This window comes from Klebsiella sp. S69 (assembly GCF_016516145.1).
Lineage (GTDB): Bacteria > Pseudomonadota > Gammaproteobacteria > Enterobacterales > Enterobacteriaceae > Klebsiella > Klebsiella oxytoca.
The window spans coordinates 109,835-124,297 of record NZ_JACVUU010000020.1 but is presented as its reverse complement, the minus strand read 5'-3'; the positions used below and the strand labels follow the sequence as shown (position 1 = coordinate 124,297).

Genomic DNA, 14,463 nt, shown 5'->3' with positions numbered 1-14,463 from the left:
GTTCTCTCCCTATGCGCAGTCGCCGCTCTGCGACCGGTGTTGCTGATTGAAATGGTAAACCGCGCCTACCAGCCCGGCATCGTTGCCGTGGCTGACGGTGTCGAGATACTCCGCAATGCCAAACCAGGCCAGATGCTCGCGCAGCAGCGCCAGAAATCCCGGTCGTTCCACAATTCCACCGCCGATCAAAATCGTTTGCGGATCGAATAAGTTAACGAGGTTGTAAAGCCCGGTACCCAGGCCGTTAAAGAATTCAGCGACCAGCCGTCGACAGGTCGCGTCGCCCGCATCGTAGCGGTCAAAAATCTCTTCGCCGGTGACGTCATCCAGCGCTTTGCCGAGATGCTCAGCGTAGCGATGGCGCAGCACGCGCAGCGTGCAGTTTTCGTTCATCGAATAGCGCCGCACATCGCGGGTGCCCGGACGCGCGGTTTGCATATAACCGAATTCGCCGGCGCGGAAACGTGCGCCGTGGACCAACTGGTTATTACAGAAAATCGCCCCGCCGATGCCGGTGCCGATGGTCAGGACCAGGAAGTTGCTCATGTCGGCGGCTTTACCCCGCCAGCGCTCGGCCAGCAGCACGCAGTTAGCATCATTTTCAATGGCGACGGGCAATCGCACCTGCTGCTCAAGCCAGGCCTTGATAGCGAAGTTATCGAACTTACGGATGGCGCCGCCCATTTCGATAAAGCCGGTGTGCGGATTAACGTAGCCGGGAGCGCTGATCGCCACTCCTTTACATTCCGGGTGAGCGGCGATCCACGCCAGCATCGCCTGCAGGATCTGGTCGCCATCGCTGTCGATAAGGGTCTGCTTTCCTTTATCCAGCAGCTCGCCTTCGCGCGTCATTACCCCCATTTTTAACGCCGTGCCACCGATATCGAATGCGGCAATTTTCATCCTCAGCTTTCCTCCAGAATCCATCAAATTCTCGGTTTATCTCGCGTAGCAGCAGGAAAGAAACCGGTTTCAGTGGCATGATGATTATTCCTGAGAACGCTGGCAAGCAGAAGAATGTACCCGGTTTCATTTTCGTGAACGGTATCAAATTTGCGCACTTATCGGCCGTTTTACATCGACTGCAAAGCAGGCTCGCAAACGTTTGCTTTCCCTGTTAGAATTGCGCCGTTTTTTATTGCTACCGCAAACGCGTGGAGACTTCGCAGTGACCGATAAAACCTCTCTCAGCTATAAAGATGCCGGCGTGGATATTGATGCAGGCAACGCTCTCGTCGACCGTATTAAGGGCGTGGTGAAGAAAACTCGCCGCCCGGAAGTGATGGGTGGACTGGGCGGATTCGGCGCGCTGTGCGCGCTGCCGCAGAAGTATCGCGAGCCGGTTCTGGTCTCCGGCACCGACGGCGTCGGCACCAAGCTGCGTCTGGCGATGGACCTGAAGCGCCACGACACTATCGGTATCGACCTGGTCGCCATGTGCGTAAACGACCTCGTGGTTCAGGGCGCCGAGCCGCTGTTTTTCCTTGATTACTACGCGACCGGCAAACTGGATGTTGATACTGCGGCGAGCGTAATCAGCGGCATTGCCGAAGGTTGTCTGCAGTCAGGCTGCGCGCTGGTGGGCGGCGAGACGGCGGAAATGCCGGGCATGTATCACGGAGAAGATTATGACGTGGCTGGTTTCTGCGTCGGCGTGGTAGAAAAGTCAGAAATTATCGACGGCAGCAAAGTAGCCGATGGCGATGTGCTGGTGGCGCTGGCCTCCAGCGGACCGCACTCAAACGGCTACTCTCTGGTACGCAAAATTATCGAAGTCAGCGGCGTTGACCCGCAAACCACCGATCTCAACGGCAAACCGCTGGCTGACCACCTGCTGGCCCCGACCCGCATTTATGTGAAGTCCGTGCTCGACCTGATTGCCAACGTAGACGTGCACGCTATCGCCCATCTGACCGGCGGCGGCTTCTGGGAAAATATCCCGCGCGTCCTGCCGGACAACACCCAGGCGGTCATTGATGAATCTTCCTGGCAGTGGCCGGAAGTGTTCAACTGGCTGCAAACCGCGGGTAACGTCAGCAGCCACGAAATGTATCGCACCTTTAACTGCGGCGTCGGCATGGTCATCGCGCTGCCGGCAGACGCGGCGGATAAGGCGATTGCCTTCCTGAACGACAAAGGTGAAAACGCGTGGAAAATAGGGTATATCAAAGCCTCTGATTCCGAACAGCGTGTGGTCATTGAATGAAAAACATCGTGGTGCTGATTTCCGGCAACGGTAGCAACCTGCAGGCGATTATCGACGCCTGCGCCCGGAAAAAAATCAACGGCACCCTGCGTGCAGTCTTCAGCAACAAGGCCGACGCGTTCGGCCTTGAGCGCGCGCGCGCGGCGAATATTCCGGCTCACGCCCTCGCCGCCAGCCAGTTTGCCAACCGGGAAGCCTTCGATCGCGAGCTGATGCACGAGATCGACGCCTATGCGCCGGATCTGGTGGTACTGGCCGGCTATATGCGTATTCTTAGTCCGGCTTTTGTCGCCCACTATCAGGGGCGGATGCTGAATATCCACCCTTCCCTGCTGCCAAAATATCCGGGGCTGCATACCCATCGCCAGGCTCTGGAAAATGGCGATGAGGAGCACGGGACGTCGGTGCATTTCGTGACCGATGAGCTGGATGGCGGTCCGGTGGTATTGCAGGCAAAGGTGCCGGTTTTCGCTGAAGATACCGAAGACGACATTACCGCCCGCGTACAGGCGCAGGAACACGATATCTATCCCCTGGCTATTAGCTGGTTTGTCGACGGCCGCCTGCGCGCGGAGGGCAACGAAGCCTGGCTTGATGAAGTGAAGCTACCGCCGCAAGGCTACGCTGCCGAAGAGTAACCTCCCGCCCTGCGTTTTATCCACGCGGGGCTTTTTTTTGATTAAAATCGTTTAACAATCAAATATATTGGAGAAATAATTCTTCTTACTGTCATATTGTTGTGACAGAGTGAATCGCTATGCGGAAAATTTCGTCATAATAGTCTATGTCCTGTGAGTAAAACGGAGTGTGAGCTGTAATGGGCCAGGAAAAGCTATACATCGAAAAAGAACTCAGCTGGTTATCCTTCAACGAGCGCGTACTTCAGGAAGCGGCGGACAAAAGCAATCCGCTGATCGAGCGCATGCGTTTTTTGGGGATTTACTCCAACAACCTCGATGAATTTTACAAGGTGCGCTTTGCCGAACTGAAGCGCCGCATCATCATTAGCGAAGAACAAGGCAGTACCGCACACTCTCGCCATCTGCTGGGAAAAATCCAGGCTCGCGTGCTCAAGGCCGATCAGGAGTTTGACGGTTTATACAATGAGCTGCTGCTGGAGATGGCGCGTAACCAGATTTTCCTGATTAACGAACGCCAGCTCTCCGTCAACCAGCAGTCCTGGCTGCGCAACTACTTCAAGCTGTATCTTCGTCAGCACATTACGCCGATCCTGATTAACCGCGAAACGGATCTGGTTCAGTTTCTGAAGGATGATTACACCTATCTGGCCGTCGAGATTATTCGCGGGGATAGCATCAATTACGCGCTTCTCGAGATTCCATCAGACAAGGTGCCGCGTTTTGTGAATCTGCCGCCGGAAGCGCCGCGCCGTCGCAAGCCAATGATTCTGTTAGACAACATTCTGCGCTATTGTCTGGATGATATCTTCAAGGGCTTTTTCGATTACGATGCGCTGAATGCCTACTCGATGAAAATGACGCGTGATGCCGAATACGATCTGGTGCATGAGATGGAATCGAGCCTGATGGAGCTGATGTCCTCCAGCCTGAAGCAGCGTCTGACCGCCGAGCCGGTGCGCTTCGTTTATCAGCGCGATATGCCGGACGCGATGGTCGAAATGCTGCGCGACAAGCTCTCCATCTCTAACTACGACTCTATGCTGCCGGGCGGTCGTTACCACAATTTTAAAGACTTTATCGGCTTCCCCAACGTCGGCAAAGCCAATCTGGTGAATAAACCGATGCCGCGTCTGCGCCATCTGTGGTTCGATAAATTCCGTAACGGCTTTGATGCAATTCGCGAACGCGACGTGCTGCTTTATTATCCGTACCACACTTTCGAACACGTGCTTGAGCTGCTGCGCCAGGCCTCTTTCGACCCGAGCGTGCTGGCCATCAAAATCAACATCTACCGCGTAGCGAAAGATTCACGAATCATCGACTCGATGATTCACGCCGCCCACAACGGTAAGAAAGTGACCGTGGTCGTGGAGCTGCAGGCGCGTTTCGATGAAGAAGCCAATATTCACTGGGCTAAACGCCTGACCGAAGCTGGCGTGCACGTTATCTTCTCCGCCCCGGGTCTCAAAATTCACGCCAAGCTGTTCCTGGTTTCGCGTAAAGAGGGTGATGAAGTCGTGCGCTATGCGCACATCGGTACCGGCAACTTCAACGAAAAAACCGCGCGTCTGTACACCGACTATTCGCTGCTGACCGCCGATGCGCGCATCACCAATGAAGTCCGCCGGGTATTTAACTTTATCGAAAACCCCTATCGTCCGGTCAGCTTCGATTACCTGCTGGTATCGCCGCAAAACTCGCGCCGACTGCTTTATGAGATGATCGATCGCGAGATCGCCAACGCGCAAAATAGTCAGCCATCAGGAATCACCCTGAAGCTGAACAATCTGGTCGATAAAGGCCTGGTAGACCGCCTTTACGCCGCCTCCAGCTCAGGCGTTCCGGTTAATTTGCTTATTCGCGGCATGTGCTCGCTGATCCCTGGCCTCGAAGGAATCAGCGAAAATATACGCGTCATCAGCATTGTTGACCGTTTCCTTGAGCATGACCGCGTTTATTGCTTTGAAAACGGCGGCGATAAGCAGGTTTGGCTATCGTCCGCGGACTGGATGACGCGCAATATTGACTATCGTATCGAAGTGGCCGCGCCGCTGCTGGATCCGCGTCTGAAACAGCGCGTACTCGATATTTTCGATCTCCTCTTCAACGATACGGTCAAAGCACGCTATCTTGATAAAGAACTGAGTAATCGCTACGTGCCGCGCGGCAATCGCCGCAAAGTGCGCGCACAGATGGCGATATACGACTACCTCAAATCACTTGAACAGCCCGATTAACCTATGCCAATAAACGAAAATGCCCCTCGGCCGCAGGAGTTCGCTGCGGTCGACCTCGGTTCGAACAGTTTTCATATGGTGATCGCCCGTGTCGTTGACGGAGCAATGCAGATCATCGGTCGTCTGAAACAGCGCGTACATCTGGCCGACGGCCTGGATGAAAACTCTGTACTGAGCGAAGAGGCTATTGCGCGCGGGCTGAACTGCCTGTCGCTATTCGCCGAGCGCCTGCAGGGTTTTGACCCATCCAGCGTCTGCATCGTCGGCACGCACACGCTGCGCCAGGCGACAAACGCCGCAGAATTCCTCAAGCGCGCGGAGCAGGTCATCCCCTACCCGATTGAAATCATCCCCGGCAATGAAGAAGCGCGTCTGATTTTTATGGGCGTTGAGCATACGCAGCCGGAACGAGGCCGTAAGCTGGTCATCGATATCGGCGGCGGCTCTACCGAGCTGGTTATCGGCGAGGATTTCGAACCTCGCCTGGTGGAAAGCCGCCGTATGGGCTGCGTGAGCTTCTCTCAGGCCTATTTTGCTGGCGGCGTCATCAATAAAGAGAATTTCCAGCGCGCGCGACTTTCAGCCGTGCAGAAGCTAGAAACGCTGGCCTGGCAGTTCCGCATCCAGGGGTGGAACGTGGCCCTGGGCGCGTCCGGCACCATTAAAGCCGCTCACGAAGTGTTGGTGGCGATGGGCGAGAAAGACGGGTTCATCACTCCCGAGCGCCTCGAGATGCTGGTCGAAGAGCTGCTGAAGTATAAAAACTTCGACTCGCTGAGCCTGCCCGGGCTGTCTGAAGATCGAAAAGCCGTTTTTGCGCCCGGTCTGGCTATCCTGTGCGGGGTATTTGACGCGCTGGCGATTAAAGAGCTGCGCTTGTCCGACGGCGCGCTGCGTGAGGGCGTGCTGTACGAGATGGAAGGACGTTTCCGTCATCAGGATATCCGTAGCCGCACCGCGCAAAGCCTGGCGAACCAGTACAACATCGACCGTGAGCAGGCGCGACGCGTGCTGGAGACCACCACGCATATTTATGAGCAATGGCAGGAGCAGAATCCCAAGCTTGCCAATCCGCATCTGGCGGCGCTGCTGAAATGGGCAACCATGCTCCATGAAGTTGGCTTAAACATTAACCACAGCGGCATGCACCGTCATTCGGCTTATATTCTGCAACATAGCGATCTGCCGGGCTTTAATCAGGAACAGCAAATGCTGATGGCCACCCTGGTTCGCTATCACCGTAAAGCGATTAAGCTGGATGATTTGCCGCGTTTTACGCTGTTTAAGAAAAAGCAGTTTCTGCCGTTGATTCAGCTGCTGCGCCTTGGCGTGCTGTTGAATAACCAGCGCCAGGCGACGACCACGCCGCCGACCCTCACGCTGAAAACCGAGGCCAACCACTGGACGCTGACCTTCCCGCACGACTGGTTTAGCCAGAATGCGCTGGTACTGCTCGATCTGGAAAAAGAGCAGGAGTACTGGGAAGGCGTACCTGACTGGTGGCTAAAAATCAGCGAGGAAGAGAAGCCTGACGCGGCCAGCTAGTTTATCTCACGCGGGCCGGACTTCCGGCCCGTTGTCCTGTCAAGCCTCAACCAGCGCCTCAAGCGGCGCTGGTCTGCCAATCTCGTAGCCCTGCATATAGTCAATCCCCAGCGAAATTACCGCCTGGCGAATCTCCGGCGTTTCGACATATTCGGCCACTACCTGCATGTTTCTCATCCGGGCCAGCAGGCAAATGGAAGCAACGGCCTGATAGTCCAGACTGCTGGAGACCAGATTACGGATAAAACTGCCGTCAATTTTCAGCAAATCCGCATTCATCGTTTTCAGCCGCGCGTAGCTGGCATAACCGGTGCCAAAATCATCAATTGCCACCCGGCATCCCAGCTCCTGAAGCTGCGCCAGGGTTTTACGCGCCTGTTCCGGATTTGTCAGTGAATGGTTTTCAGTCAGCTCAAAAATAATCTGCCAGGGCTCAATATCGTAATGCTCCAGCAGCGCTTGCACCTGTTGATGAAAATGGCTGTTGCTCACTGAAAAAGGTGAGATATTTATCGCCAGACGCATTCCCGGCAGCTTCTTGCGCTGCTTGTCCATAAACATAAGCGTATGTTCGAGTACCCAGCTATCAATACGCGCCGAGAAGCCAAACTCGTGTGCTACCGGTAAAAAGATATCCGGCATGACGATTTCATCATTGTCGTTCAACATCCTGAGCAGGACTTCGTGGTAGCTATCCCCGCGGATGCCGACAATCGGCTGCGCCATCAGGAGGAACCGATCCTGATCAAGCGCCTTCACCAGCTGATTCATTATCGCGACTTTGTCTTTCAGCTCTTGCTGCAGATTGATGGCGCCGCGGCGCTGTAAGTTTTCAGGGCTTCCGGTCGCCAGAGAAAGGTCGGCCGCGCTGTTGAGTTCGCCAAGCAGCAAATGCAGATGCATCACCGGCGAGCGAACGTTGCAATAGCTGAATCCCACGGGCGGCTGCAGCGGCATACCATTCCAGACAAAACGAAATTTTTTGAGGTGCTCATAGAGCTGGGGAATGCGCTGCTGATGGCCTTCACTGTTCAGATGAACCACCAGCTCATGCCCTGCCATCTGGTAGATATCCTCCCCAGGGCGCAGTAACTCGCTGAGCGACTCGGCCAGCAGCTGCTTGTACTGAATACGCAACAGAACACCGTAGTGGCGGCCCAATATTTCCAGTTCAGGAATGCGCAGGAAACACAGCACGGACCAGGAGGATTTATTTAACGCCCGACTCAGCGCCCGGATATTAGGCAAGCGAACGACCGGATCGATGAAGGCCATCCGACGCATGCGCGAGTAAAAAACTCGCTGCTGCGTCGCCAGCATTGCCATATAGGCGATAATAAATGAAAACACCAGATAGCTGGAGGAGGTGATCGCCAGCTGATTGTTATAAATCGGGGAATGCGGGAGATATTGATAGTGAAAGTGAATAATAATAATTAAAACAAGTGACCAGACTAATGAAATAAAGCGATAGCCAAAGCGCATCGCCCCCCATAACATCACCGGCATCAGCAAGGATAACGTATAATTTGTACTGAATATGGTGCTCGTACTATTCAGCGGCATCAATAGAAGGAATAATAGAATTATCAGCACCACTGCCCATATAACAAATTCAAAGCGCTTTATTTTTGGGTCGATCTGTAAGCGAATTTGCGATATAAACCCGCGGATATAAAGCGGATTGCGGATAGTTCGAATAACGAAGTAGCACAACGGCACGCCGGTTAAACATCCCGCCATCAGGGCCTGAAAGGTGATAAGCGAACGCAAACTTAAGGGATTGACCCCTATCAACCCGGTAGCGCGTGGATGAATGCCCAGATACTCGGCCAGCTGCGACAGGATAAGAAAGATCAGGGACGGCAACAGCATCTGCCAGAACAATCGCTGAGGCATCAGACTTACGTTGCCATGCGAGATTTGCTGCCTTCGCGGGACAAAAACGCGATAACCGCCCCAGCATAAAACGGTCGGAATAAGAAAATGGAAAATGACGCCGATAGTATCTTCCAGCGACATGCCGCGCGTAATGGAAAGCAACAACCCGAGAACGATCCCCGGTAATGCGGCCCAGCCGAAAAACAGCATCAGGCTCAGTACTAGCGCCAGGGGTAAATAGTAAAGAGAGACTTCATTACCATCCAGCAACGCAACGGTATTAGCCCATCGTGACACGGGAAGCAAACATACAGGTAAGATAAGCGGTAGCGCCCACCATTTATCCCGATATTGCCTGTAAAGTTTAATTAAGTTCATAGATGCTCTACGGATAACCCTAAATCCTGCAGGGTGTATTCAGGCAGGCATCCAACCAACCGTCATAATCGCGCCAGGAATAACAACGCGGAACTGGCTGGTGATTTTAGTTATCGCTGCGAACAGACGATTGATATAAATCAAGAAATCACGTAGCTGATATTAATAATACCGTTTTTTTAACATTCATCCGCCATAAGCAGAAAGCATGTAAATACGAGGATTATCTTATATAACATTAATTAATGTTTTGCCTGCGGGATTTTTACATCCTCATCAATTGACCCTTCCGCTTTCCTGTGCCTTAATACGCACATCGCCCAGCCTTTGGGTATACTTTAAGGAACCTTTTGTGAGTCAGGCACCCAGTATGCGTAAACGACATCGATTTAACCGTCGCATGACCCGTATCGTACTGCTTATCAGCTTTATCTTCTTCTTTGGACGCTTTGTCTACTCCTCCATTGGTGCCTGGTACCATCATCAGGACAAAAAGCAATCGCAGCAATCCACTATCACCGTTGAGCCTTCGGATTCAGCAAAAGCGCCTGAGCAAAAATAAACGCTCAAAAAGACTAATGCCGAAGCACAACCAGCACACCAGCCATCACTAACAATGTGCCCGCTATTTGTGCCAGCGAAATGGGTTCTCCCAGTAACCACCAGCTAAAGAATACGGTTAGCATTGGTCCCAGAAGGCCGATCAGCACGGCGCGTTCCGCACCAATGCGCTGCACGGCCGCCGACTGCCAGAAGATCGGTAATACGGTTGAGAAGAGCGCCATCGCGCCACACCATAGATATACCTGCCACGGCAGGTTAAGCGCGGATAACGGTTGAGCAAGATAAAAATGGGTTTGCGTGGCAAGAGATGAAACCAGCAGGGCAAGAACCGCGAACTTCATCGACCCCATACGCCGGATTGCCACCTCTGACCCGGCATTATAAATGGCATACAGTAAGGCCGCTGCGGCGATCAGACCACCACCGAGCACCAGGCTATGCATATCACCGCTAATCTGCAGATCGTGGACAAACGCCAGCAGAATTCCCGACCAGGAGAGCGCTAAGGCCAGGAGTACCTTTTTTTCGAAACGCTTACCCAAAAACAGGACGCCAATCAGAATAGTGAGCGCCGGGTAGGTAAATAAGATCAGCCGCTCAAGCCCGGCGGTAATATAGCGCAGGCCCATAAAATCCAGGATCGCCGAACCGTAATACCCCACTATTCCCAGCAGCAGTAGCAGCAGATAATCACGACGCTGCAGTGGTACACCGCTACGCAGCACCCGTAGAGCAACCAGGATAACGAAAGGTAACGACAGGGTCATCCGCAGCATGAGTAAAGTAATGGCATCTACCGTTGCCTGCTCGTAGGCAAGCTTGACGAATATTGCCTTAAACGAGAAACCAAAAGCCGCGCAGACGGAAAATAGCACGCCGATCAGCTGTGAAGATGACGCTTTATTCATCGTGAGGCCTGCTGCAATAAAGCTATCTGTCGCCACATCTCCGGCGAGTTTGAATACATAGGGAAATGCCCGCAATGCGGAATTTCCGCCAACTTTACACCACGGCGGGCAATAGAAGATAAATAGCTTAGCCCGGCATTCTGGTCGCCGTACATAAACATTTTTGGACACGGTAAATTAAGGAATTTCGCCATTAGCTCACCGTGGTCAGAATAATCCACCATCGAAGAGAAAATCCCCGGCACCGCTTCAGCGCGAACCTTTTGCGGCAGGCTGCTGGCATAGAGCGCGCTGGCCCAGGCTGGCGATTGGCGAGTGCGTTCAATAAAGCGCGCGAAGAAACGTTCCGCGTCCGGCTCAGCATATTGCACAATTTGCCGGCTCAAAAAGCAGTCTTCCGGCGCGATATTGCCCTCAATATTCACAAAACTTAGCACTCGCTCGGGGAAAGCGTGCGCCAGCAGAAGCGATGTTAATCCGCCCATTGAATGCCCGACCAGGTGAAAGCGCGTAAACCCCGCGTGGGAAATCACCTTCAGCGCCGTCTCAAGCAGAAAGGGTAACCCCATCTTGCTGTAATCAGCGCATTGGCTCTCACCACAACCCGGTGCATCCCAGGCAATAAACGGCTGCCCCTCAAAGGCTCGATGGCGCACGAAATCAGCGTAATCCTCTTTGCTGGAGCCAAAACCGTGAAGAAAGACGACCGGCTCCCCCGTTCCTTCACGGCTAATGGACGCGATATCAAGCCCGATGCCCTGCACCGTCATTGGCAAGCGCTGCCATGTCAACTCCGGCTGTATTTTCATCATATCCTCATTGCTTATCATTCCTGGGCTGGAATCATAACCAGCTATGTTGATATGTAAATTCTTATAAAATAAACTCTGTGATACTAAATAAGTAACAGAATATCTCTCATGAGCAATATTGATTTTCGTCGTATTAAGCAGCTGTGGATGTTTCTCGCAGTAGCGGAAGAGGAACACTTTGGCCGCGCGGCGCTGCGCCTCGGGATGTCGCAACCGCCGCTAACGGAACAAATCAAGCTCCTGGAGCACGGGCTGAAACTCCAGCTGTTCGAGCGTTCGCGGCGCGGGACCCGCCTGAGTCCGGCCGGAGCCGCACTCCTGCCCGCGGTACGCCAGTTCGCCGACCAGCTCAGCCAGTTGGGCAGAACCGTCGATGAAATCGCCGCAGGCCACTCGGCGGTATTGAATATCGGGGCGATAACCTCGGCCATGCTGGAGACCTTACCCCCACTGCTTGAGGAGCTTAAGCGCGCTACGCCCGGGCTAACAATATTTATCCGGGAAATCGATAGTGTCGATGCGATCCCCGCACTGGAGAACGGTGAACTGGATCTGGCTTTTGTGCGCCTGGAAGGTGAGACCGAAGGCCACATCACGACTTTGCCGCTGGAAGAGTCACGCCTGGCTGTCGCGCTACCGGTCGATCATCCGCTGGCCTTACAGCATCGCGTCAGCCTGCGCGCGCTGGCAAAGGAGCCGATGGTAATGTCTGCTCGCCAGGTCAGCCCGGCCTGGTTTGATCTCCTCACCTCGCTGTGTCGCACCCACGGTTTTACTCCCCGCATTCTGCATGAGGTCCGCTCGGTAAGTTCACAAATTGCGTTCGTCAGCTGCGGCCAGGGCATCGCGCTGGTTCCCGCCTCCACCCGCAAACTGGCGCCGGCTAATGTGGTGATAAAGGCCCTGGAAGAGAAGCAGATGGTTGTTACCGCGGCGGCGGCGTGGAACAGCGAGCGTCACCACCCGCTGGTTGATTCAGCCATTGCTTTATTGAAAACACGCTACGCCTGACCATTCTCCAACTTCTGCAGTAAACGCAGGATCTCAGCAATACCTTTGCTGATAATTTTATCCTGCCGCATGATTATGCCTAACTGACGATGCAGCAGCGGAGTCAGTGATTGAACATTTAAGCCAATACGATCCTGCGGATGCTCTACCGCCATTCTCGGCACAATGCTGAACCCCAACCCCGCACGTACCATGCGCTTAATCGCCTCAATGCTGCCTAACTGCATGACTGGCGCTATCGCCCGCCCATCGGCAAGAAACCAGCCATCGATCAGATCCCGGGTTCCGCTTCCCGATTCAAAAGCGATTAGCGGTAATGATTGCAGAATCTCTGGCGTCAGCGACCACGGTAACTCATCCTGCCCATCGCTGAAAATACACACAAACTCCTCCTCTAACACCGGCATAACCGCCAGACTGCGTCCATTCGCCGGTAGCGTACAAAGCCCAAGGTCGAGCCGATTCTCTTCAATAGCCCGAACCACCTCAAGCGTATTGCCAACCGTGACCCTCACCGTCAATAAAGGATGCTCATGATGTAGCTTCTGCAGTAACGGAGGTAGCAGATGAATACAGGCGGTTGCTCCGGATCCCAGCGTTACCGAGCCGCTGATTTCACGATTGAATTCACTCACCGATTGCACCGCCGCGCCCACCGCCAGTTCAATCTGCTCACTATGCGCCAGCAATGCGATTCCGGCCGCCGTCGCTTTAATTCCCCGCCCGGTGCGCTCAAGCAGCCTGGTTTGTAGAAACTGTTCCAGCTGACGTACCTGCAGGCTGACCGCAGGCTGCGACAATCCCAGTACGTCTGCCGCAGCGGAGAAGCTCCCGCGCTGTACGACCAGGCGGAACGTCGCCAGATTTCCCAGATTGAGCGTCATCATCACAAAGTTTCTCTTATAAGGGTCATAAACGGACCGGCCTGCCTGCACAATAGCGCGCAAGGTATGCTGCCGACAACAGCGTAACTGAATGGAAAATCATGAATACACCTGCGAACTCGCACTCCGCGCCGGGCTTTATCACGCTGGCCGCCGGGTGCAATCAGCTGATTAACTGGGGAATCTCGTTTTATATGCCCGGCATTTTTGCCAGGGCTATCGCTCAGGAGACCGGCTGGACCGCTACGGAAATCTATTTCGGACTGACCCTCGCCATGCTCATGATGGCGACGCTTTCTCCATTTATCGCCCGGCTTCTGGCCCGCTTTGGCGGCCAGCGAATAGTGATTACCGGTACGCTGGCGATTTCAGCGGGGTGTCTGCTGATGGCTTACGTCCATAGCCTGACGGGCTGGTTCGCCGCCTGGCTTCTGACCGGCATCGGTATGCGGCTGGCGCTGTACGACGCGCTGTTCGCGGCGCTGGTGAATCTTTACGGGCAGCGTGCCAGGTTGACCATATCGCGCGTGACGCTGGCCGGAGGATTAGCCTCGGCCCTGTTCTGGCCGCTTGGCGCCTGGCTGCTGACGCGGATGGACTGGCGGCACGCGCTGCTGGTCTACGCCCTGTTTGGCCTGCTTAGCGCTCTTCTGTTGTGGAAAATGCCGAATACCAAATTACCGTTGCCGGTAAGGGTGAAAAAAAACCAGCAGCAGTCAAAGCATGATAGACGTCCGGCCCTGCTGTACGCGTCGTTGATTGCGCTGGTTACCTTTGTATCCAACGGCACGTCAACGCATCTTCCCGAGTTCATCGCCAGCGTTGGGCTCCCTGTCGCGGTGGGAATGCTATGGGGAATTGGACAAACCGGCGCGCGCTTTCTCGAAGTGGCATCCGGCTACGCGCTCACACCGCTGCGGCTAACGATATTGACGACCTCGCTGATGCCGCTCTGCTTTGCGCTTGGACTGAGCAGCGCTTTTCTGTCGTGGGCGGCCGGCGGATTTGTACTGGGTTACGGCGCGATCAACGGCCTGACCACCGTGTTTAAGGCCACTTTACCGCTGCAGCTCTTTGCCGCCGAGGATTATGCCCGGCTAACCGGCATTCTGTTGATTCCCGCGCAACTGCTGGCCGCCATATCGCCGTTTGCCTACGCATGGCTAAATCATCATTTCGGGTTGAGGGGAAGCTTAGCCGTTTCCGCCGTGCTGGCTGTGATGGTGGCAGCTTTGGCGATGGCCATTGCATGGTGTCAGCAGGAGAATACGCCAGCGGCGATTGAAGAACGGGGATAACAGTAGAAGCCCGGCGTATCGGTATTCATCGCCTCAGGTAATTCCGTAATCCTTTGATATTAACATGAAAAATGCCATTAATGACGTCAATCATTAAT

The 14,463-nt window shown here is 54.3% G+C and carries 12 protein-coding genes; 7 read left to right on the top strand and 5 right to left on the bottom strand.

The genetic code is table 11. From position 1 onward, the window contains the following. Window positions 1-9: 9 nt before the first annotated feature. Window positions 10-903 (bottom strand): beta-glucoside kinase BglK, encoded by an 894-nt coding sequence (gene bglK / locus IAE27_RS19755; RefSeq protein ID WP_004104432.1) that lies wholly within the window; start codon window positions 901-903, stop codon window positions 10-12. 265 nt (window positions 904-1,168) lie between these two features. Here bglK and purM point away from each other — a divergent pair, with 265 nt between their 5' ends. From purM to ppx, 4 genes are all read left to right on the top strand, one after another. Then, a complete protein-coding gene (purM, locus tag IAE27_RS19750) occupies window positions 1,169-2,206 on the top strand; it encodes a phosphoribosylformylglycinamidine cyclo-ligase (RefSeq protein WP_004104433.1) in 1,038 nt (345 codons plus the stop codon). Next, window positions 2,203-2,844, top strand: a complete 642-nt coding sequence (gene purN, locus IAE27_RS19745; protein ID WP_004114390.1) for a phosphoribosylglycinamide formyltransferase — start codon at window positions 2,203-2,205, stop codon at window positions 2,842-2,844. The genes purM and purN overlap by 4 nt, the downstream gene beginning before the upstream one ends. Before the next feature lie 179 nt (window positions 2,845-3,023). After that, window positions 3,024-5,084, top strand: coding sequence for a polyphosphate kinase 1 (gene ppk1 / locus IAE27_RS19740; protein ID WP_004104435.1), 2,061 nt, complete (start codon window positions 3,024-3,026; stop codon window positions 5,082-5,084). A 3-nt stretch (window positions 5,085-5,087) separates the two neighbouring features. Continuing rightward, window positions 5,088-6,629 (top strand): exopolyphosphatase, encoded by a 1,542-nt coding sequence (gene ppx / locus IAE27_RS19735; RefSeq protein WP_004114392.1) that lies wholly within the window; start codon window positions 5,088-5,090, stop codon window positions 6,627-6,629. A gap of 39 nt (window positions 6,630-6,668) precedes the next feature. Here the strand turns inward: ppx and IAE27_RS19730 are convergent, their stop codons facing one another. Then, window positions 6,669-8,888, bottom strand: a complete 2,220-nt coding sequence (locus tag IAE27_RS19730; RefSeq protein ID WP_024274550.1) for an EAL domain-containing protein — start codon at window positions 8,886-8,888, stop codon at window positions 6,669-6,671. Between the two features lie 370 nt (window positions 8,889-9,258). Here IAE27_RS19730 and IAE27_RS19725 point away from each other — a divergent pair, with 370 nt between their 5' ends. Beyond that, complete coding sequence (locus IAE27_RS19725; RefSeq protein WP_004104447.1) at window positions 9,259-9,450, top strand: YfgG family protein; 192 nt, start codon at window positions 9,259-9,261, stop codon at window positions 9,448-9,450. 13 nt (window positions 9,451-9,463) lie between these two features. Here IAE27_RS19725 and IAE27_RS19720 read toward each other — a convergent pair whose 3' ends face one another. Together IAE27_RS19720 and IAE27_RS19715 are read right to left on the bottom strand one after the other, a co-directional pair. Further along, window positions 9,464-10,360 carry a DMT family transporter gene (locus tag IAE27_RS19720; protein ID WP_024274551.1) on the bottom strand — a complete coding sequence of 299 codons (897 nt, stop codon included), beginning with the start codon at window positions 10,358-10,360 and terminating at the stop codon, window positions 9,464-9,466. Next, on the bottom strand, window positions 10,357-11,172 hold the full coding sequence (locus IAE27_RS19715; protein ID WP_224226339.1) for an alpha/beta fold hydrolase: 816 nt from the start codon (window positions 11,170-11,172) through the stop codon (window positions 10,357-10,359). Before IAE27_RS19715 ends, IAE27_RS19720 begins: the two co-directional genes overlap by 4 nt. A gap of 108 nt (window positions 11,173-11,280) precedes the next feature. On the opposite strand from IAE27_RS19715, the gene IAE27_RS19710 reads away from it, so the two are divergent. Then, a complete protein-coding gene (locus IAE27_RS19710; RefSeq protein WP_004104450.1) occupies window positions 11,281-12,183 on the top strand; it encodes a LysR substrate-binding domain-containing protein in 903 nt (300 codons plus the stop codon). Here the strand turns inward: IAE27_RS19710 and IAE27_RS19705 are convergent. After that, complete coding sequence (locus IAE27_RS19705) at window positions 12,174-13,070, bottom strand: LysR family transcriptional regulator (protein WP_004114400.1); 897 nt, start codon at window positions 13,068-13,070, stop codon at window positions 12,174-12,176. The genes IAE27_RS19710 and IAE27_RS19705 overlap by 10 nt on opposite strands. A gap of 98 nt (window positions 13,071-13,168) precedes the next feature. On the opposite strand from IAE27_RS19705, the gene IAE27_RS19700 reads away from it, so the two are divergent. After that, window positions 13,169-14,365: an MFS transporter gene (locus IAE27_RS19700; RefSeq protein WP_200092805.1), complete on the top strand. Its 1,197-nt coding sequence runs from the start codon at window positions 13,169-13,171 to the stop codon at window positions 14,363-14,365. Window positions 14,366-14,463 lie beyond the last annotated feature (98 nt).